11 protein-coding genes, 2 other RNA genes and 2 pseudogenes are annotated in these 16,632 nt (G+C 64.1%); 9 read left to right on the top strand and 6 right to left on the bottom strand.

Going from position 1 to position 16,632, the window contains the following annotated elements:
* Positions 1–193: pseudogene (locus XpopCFBP1817_RS07740) on the top strand (IS630 family transposase); the annotation flags it as partial.
* Between the two features lie 14 nt (positions 194–207).
* Here the strand turns inward: XpopCFBP1817_RS07740 and XpopCFBP1817_RS07735 are convergent.
* The gene (locus XpopCFBP1817_RS07735; RefSeq protein WP_128416673.1) at positions 208–1,845 is read right to left on the bottom strand and encodes a SulP family inorganic anion transporter; all 1,638 of its coding nucleotides are present in this window, start codon (positions 1,843–1,845) and stop codon (positions 208–210) included.
* A 247-nt stretch (positions 1,846–2,092) separates the two neighbouring features.
* Here XpopCFBP1817_RS07735 and XpopCFBP1817_RS07730 point away from each other — a divergent pair, with 247 nt between their 5' ends.
* Positions 2,093–2,755, top strand: a complete 663-nt coding sequence (locus tag XpopCFBP1817_RS07730) for a hypothetical protein (RefSeq protein WP_128416672.1) — start codon at positions 2,093–2,095, stop codon at positions 2,753–2,755.
* Positions 2,756–2,828: 73 nt separating this feature from the next.
* Here the strand turns inward: XpopCFBP1817_RS07730 and XpopCFBP1817_RS07725 are convergent, their stop codons facing one another.
* On the bottom strand, positions 2,829–3,302 hold the full coding sequence (locus XpopCFBP1817_RS07725) for a DUF3574 domain-containing protein (RefSeq protein WP_167393863.1): 474 nt from the start codon (positions 3,300–3,302) through the stop codon (positions 2,829–2,831).
* A 133-nt stretch (positions 3,303–3,435) separates the two neighbouring features.
* Between XpopCFBP1817_RS07725 and XpopCFBP1817_RS07720 the strand changes: the two genes are divergently transcribed.
* The 5 genes from XpopCFBP1817_RS07720 (at position 3,436) to otsA (ending at position 10,396) form a co-directional block, all read left to right on the top strand.
* Positions 3,436–3,511: non-coding RNA, sX9 sRNA (locus tag XpopCFBP1817_RS07720), on the top strand.
* Between the two features lie 159 nt (positions 3,512–3,670).
* Positions 3,671–6,118, top strand: a complete 2,448-nt coding sequence (locus tag XpopCFBP1817_RS07715) for a TonB-dependent receptor plug domain-containing protein (RefSeq protein ID WP_128416671.1) — start codon at positions 3,671–3,673, stop codon at positions 6,116–6,118.
* Positions 6,119–6,446: 328 nt separating this feature from the next.
* Positions 6,447–7,205, top strand: coding sequence for a trehalose-phosphatase (otsB, locus tag XpopCFBP1817_RS07705; RefSeq protein WP_128416669.1), 759 nt, complete (start codon positions 6,447–6,449; stop codon positions 7,203–7,205).
* 48 nt (positions 7,206–7,253) lie between these two features.
* Positions 7,254–9,032 carry a glycoside hydrolase family 15 protein gene (locus XpopCFBP1817_RS07700; protein ID WP_128416668.1) on the top strand — a complete coding sequence of 593 codons (1,779 nt, stop codon included), beginning with the start codon at positions 7,254–7,256 and terminating at the stop codon, positions 9,030–9,032.
* Positions 9,029–10,396, top strand: coding sequence for an alpha,alpha-trehalose-phosphate synthase (UDP-forming) (gene otsA, locus XpopCFBP1817_RS07695; protein WP_128416667.1), 1,368 nt, complete (start codon positions 9,029–9,031; stop codon positions 10,394–10,396). The genes XpopCFBP1817_RS07700 and otsA overlap by 4 nt, the downstream gene beginning before the upstream one ends.
* A gap of 403 nt (positions 10,397–10,799) precedes the next feature.
* Here the strand turns inward: otsA and XpopCFBP1817_RS07690 are convergent.
* Positions 10,800–10,876: non-coding RNA, sX9 sRNA (locus XpopCFBP1817_RS07690), on the bottom strand.
* Positions 10,877–11,099: 223 nt separating this feature from the next.
* Between XpopCFBP1817_RS07690 and XpopCFBP1817_RS07685 the strand changes: the two genes are divergently transcribed.
* Entirely contained in the window at positions 11,100–13,538 is a 2,439-nt protein-coding gene (locus tag XpopCFBP1817_RS07685; protein WP_208619574.1) for a membrane-bound PQQ-dependent dehydrogenase, glucose/quinate/shikimate family, read from the top strand.
* Positions 13,539–13,975: 437 nt separating this feature from the next.
* A pseudogene (locus XpopCFBP1817_RS07680) lies at positions 13,976–14,870 on the top strand (methyl-accepting chemotaxis protein); the annotation flags it as partial.
* Positions 14,871–15,003: 133 nt separating this feature from the next.
* On the opposite strand, the gene XpopCFBP1817_RS07675 reads toward XpopCFBP1817_RS07680, so the two are convergent.
* The 3 genes from XpopCFBP1817_RS07675 to pgeF all read right to left on the bottom strand — a co-directional run.
* Positions 15,004–15,408, bottom strand: coding sequence for a thiol-disulfide oxidoreductase DCC family protein (locus tag XpopCFBP1817_RS07675; protein ID WP_128416676.1), 405 nt, complete (start codon positions 15,406–15,408; stop codon positions 15,004–15,006).
* A 106-nt stretch (positions 15,409–15,514) separates the two neighbouring features.
* Positions 15,515–16,018: a DUF4166 domain-containing protein gene (locus XpopCFBP1817_RS07670; protein ID WP_244171109.1), complete on the bottom strand. Its 504-nt coding sequence runs from the start codon at positions 16,016–16,018 to the stop codon at positions 15,515–15,517.
* A gap of 20 nt (positions 16,019–16,038) precedes the next feature.
* Positions 16,039–16,632: peptidoglycan editing factor PgeF (pgeF, locus tag XpopCFBP1817_RS07665; protein WP_244171108.1), on the bottom strand; the 594-nt coding region annotated here is incomplete at its 5' end.

Raw genomic sequence — 16,632 nt, 5'->3', positions numbered from 1 at the left:
TCTACTTGCCCAGCGACAGCCCGGAGCTCAATCCCGAAGAGCGCCTCAACGCCGATCTCAAGCACGCCATCGGCTCGAAGGTTCCGGCACGTCCCAAAGCTAAACGCAAGGCCGCAGCGACCGAGCATATGCAAAAGATCGAACGCTCACCGAACGTGTCAGACGTGACTTCCAGGATCCACGGGTAAAATAGGCTGCGTGACAGAGTTAAAACGTCTCTTGGCCGGATCCATCAGCAGGATTGCATTGCAATGCCTGCTTGCGTGCAGGCAGCAACGAGAGCAGCAGCAAGGTCACCGCCAGCGCGACATAGGCACCGACGAACTGCCAGCTGATCACCCGCGCCAAGCCTTGCAGCGACCACGGCAGATAGATGCCGCCGCGCGGGTCCACCGAATGGATCAGGCCGAACAGCGTCAGGCCAGCGGCTACCAGCAGAAACACCGCGCCGCGTCGCAGCCGGCCATCGATCATCGCCGCCACTGCCGCGATCCACAGCATCGCAGTGATGATGAAGCCATTGCCCAGCGCGAAGATGACCGCCAACTCCGGCAAGCCGTGTCCATCGACTTTGGTGGTCAGCGCGATCAGTTGCTCCGGCGGGATCCAGCCCGGCGCCTTGATAGTCAGCAAGTACGCAACCGAAGGAAAAAAGCCTAACACCATCGCGCCGGCATGATGCTTGGGCGTGGCCTGAAACGCCTGCGTGGTGATGTCGATCGACACATACACGATGATCGGCGCCAGCACCGCCAGCGGCAGCCACTGCACCAAACCAGAGATCACACCCAGCATGCCACCGATACCGACGAACAGGCCGGTCAACAACGTATAGCCCGAGCGCGCGCCCATGTGCTTGTACGCCGGCTGGCCGATGTAGGGCGTGGTCTGCGCCACGCCACCGCACACACCTGCCACCAGCGTAGCGAAGGCTTCCACCACCAGGATGTCGCGGGTGCGGTAGTCGTCGCCTGCAGCGCGTGCGCTCTCGCTGACATTGATCCCCCCCACCACCATCAACAATCCGAACGGCAGCAGCAACGGCAGATACGCCACCGTGGCCGGCAGTCCTTCGATAAAGCCAAGGTTCGGCAGCGGCAGCACGATCTTGGGCGGTGCCCACTCCGGCACTGCAAAGCCGGGCGCACCCAAACCCGCCAGTCCCAGCCCGTAATACAGCGCAGTGCCGATCACGAACGCCACCAGCACGCCGGGCAACCTGGTCGGCAGCCGGCCCTTGGCCAGCAGCACGTACAACAGTAGACCCAAGGTGACGAAACCGGCCACCGGCGAACGCAGGGTTTCCAGCAGCGGCAGCAAGCCCATCAGCACCAGCGCGATGCCGGCGATCGAGCCCAGCAAGGCCGCACGCGGCAGCGCGCGCGTGACCGCTTCGCCCACGAACGACAGCACCAGCTTGAGCAGGCCCATCACCACCAGCGAGGCCATGCCGAGTTCCCAGGTGGCGATGGCGGCCGCTTGCGGATCCAGCCCCTGCGCCTTGAAGCCGACAAACGCCGGGCCGAGCACCAACAGCGCCATGCCGATGCTGGTAGGCGCATCCAAGCCCAGCGGCATCGCGGTGACATCGTCGCGCCCGCTGCGTGCGACCAGCCGCCGCGCCATCAAGGTGTAGAGCAGGTTGCCCACCAGCACGCCGAACGCGGTGCCGGGAAACATGCGTTCGAAGATTACGTCGGCGGGAAACTGGAATATCCCGATCAGCGCCATCGCGATGAAGCCCAGGATGGAGAGATTGTCGACGACCAGGCCGAAGAAGCCATTGAGGTCGCCGGCGACGAACCAGCGCGGGGATGCCGCAGTACGCGAGGAAGGGGCCGACATGGGAGCCAGGAAGCGTGGGAATCGCCCGATGGTAGCCGCTGCTCTTCCGACACAACAGGGGAGCGCCACCGCGCCGGTCTTTGCGCTATCGGGACGCCGTATCCGAATGCAGGCGTCGCTCGACAAGGCAACCCAGCGCGCATCATGCGCAAAATAGTGTGCGCCGATCACGAACCGGCAGCATGATCCTTCGGCATCCGCGCGATTGCGCCATCATCGCGGCATGTCCATGACAAGAAAGTTGCCCATGAACGACGACATCATTGCGTCATCGCGATTGACCGTGGAAACCTTTCAGCTTCTCGTCAAGCAACCCTTGCAGGAACTGCTGGGCAGCGAAATCTATAGCGTCGAGAATGAAGCCCAAAGCGGCTCATTGCTCGCTCAGACCATGGATCAATCCGCTTCATCGGATTTACTGGTGCAGTACCAGACCAGCGGCTCGATCTTCGCCGCTGCGAGCCGCATCCTGTTCAACGAGTTGGATGGATGCAACCGCTTCGATATGTCGATCACACTGCGCAATTCGGTCAACCGCTGTATCGACCGGACCGAATTGAACAAATTGCGCGCTTCGGCAATGCAGCTTCGTAACGGAATACCGGCACTGATCCCTCGCTTCCTCTGCTACGCACTCGTCTTTCCGAAGAAATCGCCGACCACCCTGTTCGACCTGATAGCACTGGAGACGCTGCCGTTGGTCGACCATGTGTTCAACAGCAATGAATTCGATCTGCCAAGGTTACGCAGGCGGATGGAAGCGGAAAAATGCGAGGAGGTCGTATTGGATCCGGCCCTTCGAAATCTGGCGGGGATCAGAACCAAGAACGCCAATACGTTCGTGTACTTGAGCAAACGCTACCTCGACCACGCGGGCATGCCGTACCTGTACCGGAAATACGTTGCGTAGACGCTGCGTCGCGCTTTTTTTCGACGCTGGCGGCCTATGTGCACATCACGGCCGACCGGCCTTTGCGCAGCCGTCAGAACGACACCTCCATCGCCTGCCGCGACCACAGCACCGACTGGTGCCCGGTGGCCTGTTTCCAGGCCAGGCGGATCGCCTCGATCTCGTTGCGCCGCTGCGGGGTGTCCTCGTGCAGGATCACCAGCACCTTGGTGCCCAGGCGGTTCGGCTCCTTGGCACCGCGAAACAGCCACTGGCCGTAGGCATCGAACACGGTCAGCCCATCCGGGAAGCGCGGCGTCACTTCTTTGTCCAGAAACGCGCGCCATTGGGTTTCGTCGATGGTGCGAGTCTGCGGGCGATCGGCCGGGCCGGTTTCCTCACCCACGCCGAAGTACAGCTCGCTGCGGACCCAACCGTGCGCGGCAGCCGGGCGCGCCGCATCGCCTTGCAGGCTGGCAGTGGTCGAGCCCGGCGCGCCGCCGGGAGTGGTGGCGCAGGCGGACAACGCCAACAGGGCAGCAAGCAGGCAGGACGGCAGCAACTTCATCGACTTCTCCACAACGGGTAGTTCCTCCACAACGGATATTGGGGCGGGCTCATGCAGACCGGGCATCAGCTTAGAGCAACTAACAGCACTACTGCGCAGCCGCCAGGCGGGCGCGGCCAGTGCTCGGAACGGCATGTACCCCTTTGTACACACCGATTCCTCCGCGCCGTCCGCACCCGCCTGACAAGTGCTCGCTACGTGTGTGAGCTGCTGTGATGCCGGCGTGCGCGCACTGTGCCATCTCGCACGCGCCTGAACAAAGCGATAATATCTTTCTATTCGGATGAATGTAGACGATCCGACCCCTTTACGCCCCGTGCGGCCGGATGCCGAACGCGCGGGGCGTCCGCAATCGCAGGAGAGAGAACATGACCCGCCCCACCCTTTCGATTATCGGCCTGGCCGTGACCGCCGTGTTGAGCGCCAACGCACAGGCCCAGCAGGCCGCCCCCGGCGCCACCCCCCTGGACACCGTGATCGTCACCGGTACCCGCGCCAGCGGCCGCACCGTGCTGGAATCGACCGTGCCGGTGGACGTGCTCACCGCCGAGGACATCCGCAAGGCCGGCGTGATCAATGGCGAGCTCGGCAGCGCGCTGCAGGCGCTGCTGCCCTCGTTCAACTTCCCGCGCCAGTCCAACTCCGGCGGCGCCGACCATATCCGCGCCGCGCAGTTGCGCGGGCTCTCGCCCGATCAAGTGCTGGTACTGGTGAACGGCAAGCGCCGACACACCTCGGCGCTGGTCAATACCGACAGCAAGATCGGCAAGGGCACCACCCCGGTGGATTTCAATTCCATCCCGATCAACGCGATCAAGCGCATCGAAGTGCTGCGCGACGGCGCCGGCGCGCAGTACGGCTCGGATGCGATCGCCGGCGTCATCAATGTGATCCTGGACGACAACCCCGAGCGCGGCGAACTGGAAGCCAGCTTCGGCGCCTACAACACCGATGTGGAGCCGATCAATCGCCGACTCACCGACGGCCAGACCAGCTACGCCAGCGCCAAGGTCGGCACGCTGCTCGGTGATGACGGCGGCTTCTTCAAGGTCGGCCTGGAACTGAAGAATCGCGAAGCGACCAACCGCGCCGGCTTCGATCAGATCCCGCCGTTCGAAGAGCAGACCCCAGCCAATCTGGCGCTGGCCGGCCAGCGCAATTACGTGCTCGGCGACGGCGCCACCAAGGGCCTGAACGCCTGGCTCAACAACAAGATTCCGTTCAGCGATAGCGGCGAGTTCTACGCCTTCGGCACCTACAACCAGCGCGACACCGAAGGCGCCAATTACTTTCGTTACCCGGACAGCAGCGCCAACTGGCGCGAACTCTATCCCAACGGCTACCGCCCGATTTCCGAAGGCGAAAATCGCGACCTGCAGGCCGTTGCCGGCGCCCGCGGGCAGTTGGGTAACTGGGATTACGACGCCAGCGTCAACTATGGCCGCAACGACTTCACCTATCGGCTGCGCAACTCGCTCAATGCCTCGCTCGGACCCAACAGCACCACACGCTTCAAGACCGGCGATTTCGCCTATGCGCAGACCGTGGCCAATCTGGACCTGACCCGCGTGTTCGATGCGGCCGGCGCCACCCACACCTTCGGCACCGGTGCCGAGTTCCGCCGCGAGCAGTACCGCACGCATGCCGGCGATCCGGCCAGCTATGCGGCCGGCTATGCGGCCGGCCCGTTCACCGATCGCCCCACCGGCTCGCAGGCCGGCGGCGGCTTGACTCCGCAGGACGAAGCCGATCTGTCGCGTCGTGTGGCGAGCGCCTACGCCAACGTGTCCAGCCAGTTCGGCGACAAGTTCTCCACCGACCTGGCCGGCCGCTACGAGCATTACCAGGATTTCGGCAGCCAGTGGACCGGCAAGCTGGCCGCGCGTTATGCGTTCGCACCGGCGTTCGCGCTGCGTGGTGCGATTTCCAACAACGTGCGTGCGCCCTCGCTCAGCCAGATCGGTTACGAAGCCACGTCCACCGGTTATGACGCCGCAGGTCGGCTCACTCAGGGCCGCCTGCTGTCGGTCAACAACCCGATCGCACGCGCGCTCGGCGCCACCGATCTCAAACCGGAAAAATCGCTCAATTACAGCCTGGGTTTCACCAGTAAACTGGGCGATCACTTCGACCTGTCGCTGGACTTTTTCCAGATCGATATAGACGACCGCATCGCGCTGTCCGAAGACATCACCGGCGACACGCTGACCGATTTCGTGCAGCAGAACTTCGGCGTCACCGGCGTGCAGAGCGCCAGCTACTTCCTCAACGCCGCCGACACCCGCACCCGCGGCGCCGAGCTGGTCGGCAACTGGCGCCAATACGCCTTCGGCGGCGACCTGCTGCTGACCGGTACCTACAGCTACGCCAAGACCGAGTTGAAGAACGTCATCGGCACCCCGGCGCAGCTGCTCGCACTGAATCCGGATTACGTACTGTTCGGCGTGGAAGAGAGCAATACGCTCACCGATGCGGCGCCACGCGCGCGCGCGGCCCTGGCGGCCAACTGGAACAACCACCGCTGGAACCTGCAGACGCGCGTCAACCGCTACGGCAGCGCCACCCGCGTCTTCGATTTCGGCGGCGGCTTCGTGCCACGCCAGACCTACGGCGCGGAATGGCAGCTGGATCTGGAAGCCGAATATCACCTAGGCACGCAGTGGACGCTGGCAATCGGCGGCCAGAATGTGCTGGACAACTACGCTGACCGCTCGATCGACGACATCGCCTACTTCGGCAACCTGCCCTACGACGTGCTCTCGCCGATCGGCAGCAATGGCGCGTACTGGTATGGGCGTGTGCGGTATAGCTTCTGAGCAACAGCTTGCAAGTGAGCAACAGCTTGCAAGCCCCTCTCCCTGCGGGGCGATGAGGCACAGCTTGCGCGCCACTGGCGCGCGTGCCTTGGAGCGCCCGCGCCGCAAGCGCGGGCCGGGGCGCGGAGCGGGGGTTGCGGGTGAGGGTGAGGGTCCGGAGCGAAGCCTTCATGTCGTTCAAATTGCGCGAGGCTTCGCCCGTACCCTCATCCGCCCCTGCGGGGTACCTTCTCCCGAGGGGAGAAAGGCAGGCAGTTGCACGTGTCTGACAGACACCTACCGCCGTTGCATAACCTGAATCTCACACCCCTTTGCGCAGACTAGCGCGATGGCAGACGTGCACTCCCCCCTTCCGTCGCCGCCATTGCTGGACGATGCCTGCGCATTGTTTCTGGACGTGGACGGTACCCTTATCGACTTTGCCGACAGTCCCGAGGCTGTGCGGTTATTGCCCGAGGTCCGCGAGGCCATCGGCCGCCTGAGCGATCGTCTTGATGGCGCAGTCGCACTGGTCAGCGGACGACCGCTATCGCAACTCGACGCCTTGTTCGCGCCCTTGCTGCTTCCAGCTGCTGGCCTGCACGGACATGAGCTACGCAGCGACATCGCCGCACGTGCCGCGATGCCGCAATATACTTCCCAATGGCTGCACGGCTTGCACAAACGCGCCGCCGCACTGACCCACCAACACCCCGGCGTGCTGGTCGAAGACAAAGGCGTCAGCGTCGCGCTGCATTGGCGCGCGCAGCCGCTCGCCGGCCCCGATGTTCTCGCCTTCGCACAACGGGAAATCGCCCAACTCTCCGGCTATCGCCTTCAACCTGGCGATCACGTGGTGGAATTCATTCCCGAAGGCAGCAACAAGGGCCTGGCGGTCGAACAACTGATGCAGCACGGCGCATTCGCCGGCCGCACGCCGGTGTTCGTCGGCGACGATCTCACCGACGAATTCGGCTTCGAAGCGGCCAATCGCCTCGGCGGCTGGAGCATTCTGGTCGGCGCTCGCGTGCAGACCAGCGCGCGCTTCCGCGTCGACGGCACTGCCGATGTGCATGCGTGGTTGCAACGCAACGCGCGCACCGCCTGAGCGCGGCGCGCCTGCTCTCTTCTCTTCAATAAGGATCGTGCGCACTCCATGACCGAGCCAAACCTGGATCTGGGCGTCATCGGCAACTGCAGCTTCGGTGCATTGGTCGATCGGCAGGCACGTGTGGTGTGGAGTTGCCTGCCAGCCTTCGACGGCGACCCGGCGTTTTGTTCGCTGCTTTCGCCCAGGGGCGAAGGCGGCGACTTCGCCGTGGAGCTGGAGGACTTTGAAAGCAGCGAGCAACACTACCTTCCCAACACCGCCGTGCTGCGCACCGTGTTGCGCGACCGCCACGGTGGCGAAGTGGAAGTGATCGACTTCGCACCGCGCTGGCGCAACAACGGGCGTTTCTATCGGCCGGTGAGCATCATCCGGCAGATCCGCCCGCTGGTTGGCAATCCACGCATTGTGGTGCGCGCACGCCCGTTGGCCGACTGGGGTGGCCGCACGCCGGAAACCAACTGGGGCAGCAATCACATGCGTTGGGTATTGCCTGAATTCACCCTTCGCCTGACCACCGATGTGCCGGTGCGTTTCGTGCGCGATGGCTTGCCGTTTGTGCTCAATCACCCGGTCAATCTGGTATTGGGCGTCGACGAGTCGCTCACCCGCTCGCTCACCGGCTACGTGCAGGAAGCGCAGGAACGCACCGAAGAATATTGGCGCGAATGGGTGCGCTATCTCTCGATTCCACTCGACTGGCAAGAGGCAGTGATCCGCAGCGCGATCACGCTCAAGTTGTGCCAGTACGAAGACAGTGGCGCGATCATCGCGGCGATGACCACCTCGATTCCAGAAGCGCCCAACACCCCGCGCAACTGGGACTACCGCTATTGCTGGCTGCGCGATGCGGCCTTTGTGGTGCGCGCGCTCAATCGCTTGGGCGCCACGCGCACGATGGAGCAATTCATCGGCTATATCTTCAACATCGCCACCAGCAACGGCACCTTGCAGCCGCTGTACGGCATCGGTTTCGAATCACAGCTGGAAGAGCACGAAGTCGAGACGATGGACGGCTACCGCGGCATGGGCCCGGTGCGGCGCGGCAACTTGGCCTGGATTCAGCAGCAGCACGATGTGTACGGCAGCGTGGTGCTGGCCTCCACGCAGATGTTCTTCGATCTGCGTCTGAAGGATCAAGGCGATGCGGACACCTTCCGCCGGTTGGAGCCGTTGGGCGAGCGCGCTTACGCATTGCACAACGTGCCCGATGCCGGGCTGTGGGAATTCCGCGGTCGCGCCGAAGTGCATACCTACACCGCCGCGATGTGCTGGGCTGCCTGCGATCGCCTGTCCAAGATCGCCGACCGGCTGGTCCTGCCCGAGCGCAGCGTGTACTGGCGCGAGCGCGCCGACACGATTCGCGAGCGCGTGCTGAGCGAGGCATGGAGCGAAGAGCGCGGCCATTTCACCGACACGCTCGGTGGTCATCGCCTGGATGCCTCGCTGTTGTTGCTGGCCGATATCGGCATCGTGGGCAACGACGACACCCGTTTCGTGCGCACGGTCGAAGCTGTGGGCCGCGTGCTCAAGCATGGCGATGCGCTGTATCGCTACATCGCACCGGATGACTTCGGTGCGCCGGAAACCAGCTTCACCATCTGCACGTTCTGGTACATCGACGCGCTGGCTGCGATCGGTCGCAAGGACGAGGCACGTGAACTGTTCGAGTGCATTCTCTCGCGCCGCAATCACCTCGGCTTGCTGTCCGAGGATCTATCGTTTGAAGACGGCGAAGCCTGGGGGAATTTCCCCCAGACCTATTCGCATGTGGGTTTGATCATTGCGGCAATGCGCTTGTCGCGGAGCTGGCAGGAGGCGTCATGAGTCGTTTGGTGGTGGTATCCAACCGCGTTGCAGTGCCCGGTGAAAACCGTGCAGGCGGCCTGGCGGTTGGCTTGTTGGCAGCGGTCAAGGAGCGCGGCGGGGTGTGGTTCGGCTGGAGCGGCAAGACCGTGCGCGGCGACAGCGGCGGCATGCACGAGCAGACCGAGGGCGACATCAAGTTCGTCACCATGGACCTCAACAAACGCGATATCGATTCGTACTACAACGGCTTCGCCAATCGCACGCTGTGGCCACTGCTGCACTTCCGGCTGGACCTGGTCGATTACGACCGCGCCACGCGCGAAGGCTATATGCGTGTCAATCGCTTGTTCGCCGAAAAACTGGCGCCGTTACTCAAGGACAGCGACACGCTATGGATCCACGATTACCACATGATTCCGCTGGGCGCGATGCTGCGCGAGCTGGGTGTGGGCTGCAAGATGGGCTTCTTCCTGCATGTGCCGATGCCCTCGGCCGACCTGATGCAGGCGATGCCCGACCACGCGCGGTTGTTCAGCACTTTCTATGCCTACGATCTGGTCGGCTTCCAGACCCAGCGCGATGCGGAACGCTTCAAGGCGTACGTGCGTCTGTTCGGTGGCGGGCGCATTCTCGAAGGCGACATTGTCGAAGGTCCGGGCGGGCGCCGTTTCAGTGCTGCCTCTTTCCCGATCGGCATCGATACCGATCTGATCGCCAACCAGGCAAAAGCCTCGGTCGGCAAACAGGCGGTGCGCGATCTACGCGAAAGTCTGCGCGGCCGTCAGCTGGCGATCGGCGTTGATCGCCTGGATTATTCCAAAGGCCTGCCGGAACGCTTTCAGGGATTCGAGCGCTATCTGGAGCGCTATCCGGAGCAGTCCGGCAGCCTCACCTATCTGCAGATCGCGCCGGTGTCGCGCGGCGACGTCAACGAGTATCGCCAGCTGCGCGGGCAGCTGGAGCAGATCGCCGGCCACATCAACGGTGGACATGCAGAGCCGGATTGGACGCCGCTGCGCTACGTCAATCAGAACTTCAGCCATGCCACGTTGACCGGTTTCTATCGCGCGGCGTCGGTGGGTCTGGTCACGCCATTGCGCGATGGCATGAATCTGGTCGCCAAGGAATTCGTGGCGGCGCAGGATCCTGAAAATCCGGGTGTGCTGGTGTTGTCGCTGTTGGCCGGTGCCGCCGATGAGATGAAAGAGGCACTGCTGGTCAATCCGCACGATCTCGATGGCGTGGCCGATGCGATCGCTGCGGCGGCGAGCATGCCGTTGGCAACGCGCATCGAGCGCTGGCGGGCGATGATGGATCACCTGCGCAAGAACAACATCAACCACTGGCGCCAGCGGTATCTGCAGGCGCTGGCCGATATTTGAGTCAGGTTCACCCCGCGCCCAGACGCACTGAACTCTGGCAGCGCCTCCCTTCTCCCCTTCGGGAGAAGGTGCCCGAAGAGCGGATGAGGGGACGTTTCCACATACGAGTGAAAAGCCCTTAGCCTCTACGAATTCCCAATCTCTATTCCGAATCCCAGCTCCAAGAGCGACACGCCAATACGGCGAAGCCCAACTGACACCGACACCGACAGCAACCCCAATTCCCTCTAGATTTAAGCAGTTCCAGCATTCACCCGCACAGGTTGGAACGCTGGTTCTCATTCCGTCACGGACAGTAAGATCGTTGATGTCTGAAATAGTCACATAATTAGCGCCGAGGACGCTGGGTAGGGCTGCGCGTCCATATCAAGACGTTCTTGTTTAGTCCGTTCTTGTTTAGAGCGGCTAACAAAACGTAGCGAGCAGTCGTCAGGTGGGTGCGGACGGGGCGCTCAGAACCGGAGTGTACGAGTAGTACATGCCGATTCCGAGCACCGGCCGCACCCGCCTGACGGTCGCGCAGTAGTTTTGTTAGCCGCTCTTAGTCCGTTCTTGTTTAGGCCGTTCTTGTTTAGATCAGGGCCGCCATTTGCCAGCCTGTGATCTTTCTCCCTCCACGACTCGCCACCGGATGCCGGTGCCTGGGTCCTTCCTGAGTCTCAAAATAACTGATCAATCTTCAAGACGTGGGCTAGGCACCTGGTTGCTGGTGGCCTATGCGGTGGTGATCGCCGTGCTCGGTGCGGTGCTTGCCTACGAAGGCGGCCGCCTGGTCGCCGTCGGCGGTTCCTGGTATTACCTGCTGGCAGGCATCGCACTGCTGCTGGCCGGCGTATTGCTGGCGCTGGGCAAGCGTGCCGGCCTTTGGCTGTTTGGCGCCACGCTGGCGGCCACCATTGCGTGGGCACTGTGGGAAGTGGGTCTGGATGGCTGGGGCCTGATCCCGCGTCTGGCCTGGATGTCGGTGCTGGGCCTGGTGCTGCTGCCGTTCTGGGGCGTAGCGCGTCGTCGCATGCAGCCGTTATCGGGTGTTGGCTATGTGCTGGTGACCGGCATGCTGCCGATCCTGGGCGCAGCGCTGATTCTGTGGCCGTTGCTGGTACCGCGTAATGTGGAATTGGCCGATGCCTCCAGGCTGCCGGCCGAGAACGCAACACCGTTCAGCCGCGCCAACGTGCCCAGCCCGGACGGCAACGTCGCGGCCAATCACGATGCCAGCAACTGGACCGCGTACGCAGGCTCCAACCTCTCCAACCACTACACCCCCGGCGCGCAGATCACGCCGGAAAACGCCAAGCAGCTCCAGGTGGCGTGGGAGTTCCATACCGGCGATCTGAAGCCGGCCGGCTCCGAGCTGGGCTATGCATTCCAGAACACCCCACTGAAGGTCGGCGACCTGCTCTACATCTGCACCCCGACCCAGAAAGTGATCGCGGTGGAAGCGGCCAACGGCAAAGAGCGCTGGCGCTTCGACCCGCAGACCGACCCGAAGGCGATGGCCGACGTTGCCGCCACCACCTGCCGCGGCGTGTCCTACTACCAGGCGCCGGAAGGCACTGCCGAGTGCCCGACCCGGATCTTCTGGCCGATGGTCGATGGCCGCCTTGGCGCACTGGATGCGCAGACCGGCAAGCTGTGCGCCAGCTTCGGCAACAACGGGTTTGTCGATCTCAATGCCGGCACCGGCAACACCAAACCGGGCTTCGTCGGCCCGACCTCGCCGCCGGTGGTGATGCGCGGTGTGGTGATCCAGCCCACCGGCCAGGTGCGCGATGGTCAGGAAGGCGATGCGCCGTCCGGCGTGGTGCGTGGCTTCGATGCGCTCACCGGCCAGCTGCGTTGGGCCTGGGACCTGGGCAACCCGGCAATCACCGCCGTGCCGCCGGCGGGGCAGACCTATACCCGTTCGACCCCGAACGTGTGGTCGCTGATGGCCGCCGACGACGAGCTGGGCCTGGTCTATCTGCCCACCGGCAATGCCTCGAGCGATTTCTTCGGCAAGGGCCGCACCCCGCAGGACGAGGAATACACCGCGTCGCTGGTTGCCGTGGATGCGGCCACCGGCAAGGAGCGCTGGCACTTCCGTACTGTCAACCACGACCTGTGGGATTACGACATCGGCCCGCAGCCGAACCTGGTCGATTGGCCGGTGGCCGGCGGCGGCACGCGTCCTGCGGTGATCCAGGCCACCAAGTCCGGCCAGGTGTTCGTGCTGGACCGCGCCAACGGCGAGCCGATTCTGCCGGTCAAGCAGATCGCCGTGCCGCAGCGCACCGATCACGGCGACTGGACCGCTGCCACGCAGCCGATCTCGCCGGGCATGCCCAATACGGTTGGCGCGCCGAGCCACGAGGTCGAAACCATCGTCGAATCCGACGCCTGGGGCATGACCCCGTTCGACCAGCTGGCCTGCCGCATCCAGTTCAAGCAGCTGCGTTACGAAGGCATGTTCACCCCGCCGACCCTGCAAGGTTCGCTGGCCTTCACCGGCAACCACGGCGGCATCAATTGGGGCGGCGTCTCTGTCGATCTGCAGCGCGGCATCATGGTGATGAACAGCAATCGCCTGCCCTACACCCTGCAGGTCTATACCCGCGAAAAGATGGACGAGCTGGGAGTTGTCTCGGTGTTCGACGGCAAGAGCAAGACGCCCGGCTACATGGCGGAGAAGGGCCTGACTTATGGCGCACGCAAGGAGCCGTGGATGTCGCCGCTCAACACGCCGTGCGTGGCACCGCCGTGGGGCTACATCTCCGGGGTGGATCTGCGCACGCAGCAGGTGCTCTGGCGACGTCCGCTGGGGACCGGTTACGACCAGGGCCCGATGGGCATCCCGTCCAGGACCACGTTCGAAATCGGCACGCCCAACAACAGCGGCTCGCTGGCCACCGCCGGCGGCGTGACCTTCATCGGCGCGACCCTGGACGACTTCATGCGCGGCTTCGATACCCGCACCGGCAGGCAGGTGTGGCAGACCCGCGTGCCGGCCGGCCCGCAAGCCTCCCCGCTGAGCTACACCATCGACGGCAAGCAGTACATCGTGGCCGCGGTGGGTGGACACGACCGCATGGAAACCAAGTCGGGCGACAGCGTGATCGCCTGGGCATTGCCGGACGATGCGCAAGCCACGCCGGCCAAGTAATCGGCCAACGCTGGGTGAGTGAGTGCAACAGATTGAACCGACCGTCGCGAGACGGTCGGTTTTTTTTGTGGGGCATCGGGAATCGGAAATGGCAAGCGCGGTTGCGAGCGCTGCGTTTGGTTGGGAAAGCTTGCTCGCGTTTCATAGCCGCTTGCCGCAGAAGAGATTCTGGCGCTGGATCAGACGACGATATTCCATCCAGAATTGACATTTCAGGCTTCGGATACCGACACCCGCACGACCGTTTCATTCACACGATGCCGCCCTGTCTCCCGCCGGCCGGCCGGGGCGCTGTGCCTGTCAGCTGGACTGCATGGCTACCCATCGCCGCGCAGATCGGGCTGCTGGCACTGCTGACACTCAACGCCGCCGCGCTGATGCCAGGCGGTTTCGAACGGGCTGGGAAGCGTGTTGCCGGCCTTGCGGGTGTTGGGCGCGGCACCATCGGCGACATCTATCCGGACAGCCGGGCCGCGATCGATCGCATGCGCGCATTGACCACCTCCAAAGCGGTGCGCGCGCCGTTCTTCGGCCGCCAGATCGACTTCGTCTACAGCCCCATCATCGCTGCCGATGGCACCGAGCTGGGCACCATCGCGCAGTGGATGGGCCTCACCGCGCAAGTCAGCGCCGAGCAGACGCTGATCCAGATCATCGACGCCGCCGTCGGCGATTTCAGCCAGCGCATGCAGATGAACGGCACGGACGGCATGCGGTTGTCATTGGCCCAAGGCAAAAGGCAAGGTGATGGACGATGTCGTGGCGACCATGAGCCAGATCAGCACTGCCTGGCGCAAGATCGGCCAGATCATCGGCGTCATCGACGGCATCGCCTTCCGGGCCGATATTCTGGCGCTCAATGCCGCAGTGGAAGCCGCACGCGCGCGCGAAAAAGACCGTGGTTTCGCCGTGGTGGCCTAGGAAGTGCGCGCCTTGGCGCGGCGCTCGGCCGATGCGGCCAAGGAGCTCAAGACGCTGATCGCCGACTCCACCAACAAGGTCGAACTGGGCTCGGACCTGGTGCACAGCGCTGGCGCGACCATGCGCGAGATCGTCGGCTCGGTCAACCAGGTCACTGACATCATGAGCGCGATCACCGCCGCCAGCGCCGCGCAATCCAGCGGCATCGATCAGGTCAACCGCACAGTCGCCCAGCTCGATGAAGTCCCCCAACGCAACGCCGCGCTGGTGGAAGAAGCCACCGCCGCTGCACGCAGCCTGGAAGAACAGGCGGTGGAATTGGCCGATGCGGTGTCGATCTTCCGCTTGCAGCCTGCCCACATCAGTAACTCGAACGTGGTGCGCGCACGTTTTGCAAACGCGGCGGCGTAAGCCGCCGGTGCACCGAAGACGCTTGGGATCGCGAAATGAACGTAGAAGCGGACCCGCGCGCGGCGAAGTCTCATCGATAACGCATCGCGCCCAGGTGCGCTCCTACGCCGGGCTGGCTTGCCTATGGCGGGCGCTAATCCAGAAAATGCGCACGCTGCTCCGGGCTGGGCAGCATGCAGTGATCGGCGCGACCGAACCAACGATAGCGATTGCGTGCGACCAGGCGATAAGCAATGCCGCGCACGCTATGCGGCACCACGCGCAGTAACGCGACCAACCGCCAAAGGCCGCCCAAACCGACCAGAACCCGCACGATCGCATTACTGTCGGTCCACGCGCCGCTGGCATCCACCAACAGAAACGACAACGGGTCGTCCGGATCCAGACCGTGCTGCAGCAACAGCGCGCGCCCGGCCTGGCCCTGCATCGCGGCAAAGCGATAGCGCCCACGCGTATCGTGACGTAGCAGAAATTTGACCCAGCCATTGCATAGCAGGCACACGCCATCGAATACGATGGTGGCGGGCGCAGCGCGCAGCTTACCGCCGGGCGGCTCCGAGTGAGGCGGCTCCGAGTGAGGCGGCTCCGAGTGAGGCGGCTCCGAGTGAGGCGGCTCCGAGTGAGGCGATTCAACGAGCGGTGGTTCAGCGCGGTTCAAGCCAGCCCCGTCGAATCAACGGGCCGACCAGCGGCAAGTGCACGTCGACCAGAAATCCATAACGGCCGGCAACGGCACGCTCGCGGCAACGCATCTGGTCGAACCAGCGCGCAGGCAACGCAATCCAACCGAATGCCCGCACGCGTGTGGCTTGCCAAGACAGCGACGGCGCATCGGCGCGCAATGCGAATTCCAAACGCACTGCACTCAGGTGTTGGCGCAAACCGTTACCGCCGCGCCACAAGCGCGAATGCATCGGCAACCCGCCAGAACGCCGATGCCAACGCTCGCCGCGCGCATCGGCCAGAAACGCCACTTCGACCTCCACCTCGCCGCTGCGCGGCAACCGGCTCAGCAGCGCCAGCAACGCTCCCAAGGGATGGCGACCGCGCTGGATCTGCGCCCACCCGCCGAAGGTCTGCCGCTGTTGCACCGAATGCAGCGCTCGCACCGGCGCAGGCAAGTGCGCAAACGCATCCTGCCCCAACACCTGCGCGAACAGCGGCGAGCTCAGGGCGCAATCCAGGCCAGCGTGGCCATGCGTCCGCTGCAGCGATCGCGACGATGCGAGAAGAAGCGTTGCGGGTCGGAAATGGTGCACAACCCGCTACCGTGGATGGCAGCGACCGGCACACCGGCGCTGTGCAAGCGCTGACGCGCCAACGCATACAAATCCACCAACCAATGCCCCGGGCGGGTCGCGACAAACGCGCGTTGCGCCTGCGCATCGTGCGCGACGAAGGCATTGAACACCTCCTCGCCGATTTCATACACCTGCGGCCCCGCTGCTGGCCCCAGCCAGGCCATCAGCTGCGGCGGCGGCGTGCGCATGGCCGCCACGCTGCGCTCCAGCATGCCGTCGGCCAAGCCGCGCCAACCTGCATGTGCAGCGGCGACTTCGCTGCCATCCACCGCAGCGAGCACGACCGGCAAACAATCGGCGGTGAGGATGGCCAACACCACGCCTGGCACATCGGTGACCGAAGCATCCGCGACCGGTTCTTGCGCACTTGGCACGACACCGCCAGCTGCACCTCTCTGCTCGCCGGGGGCAGTTGGCGGCGTCTCAAAGCGCACCACTTCCGTCCCATGCACCTGCCGCAG

Origin of the sequence: Xanthomonas populi (assembly GCF_002940065.1) — a bacterium.
GTDB lineage: Bacteria > Pseudomonadota > Gammaproteobacteria > Xanthomonadales > Xanthomonadaceae > Xanthomonas > Xanthomonas populi.
The sequence above is the reverse complement of the archived record's forward strand: the minus strand, read 5'-3'. Positions and strand labels throughout refer to the sequence as shown.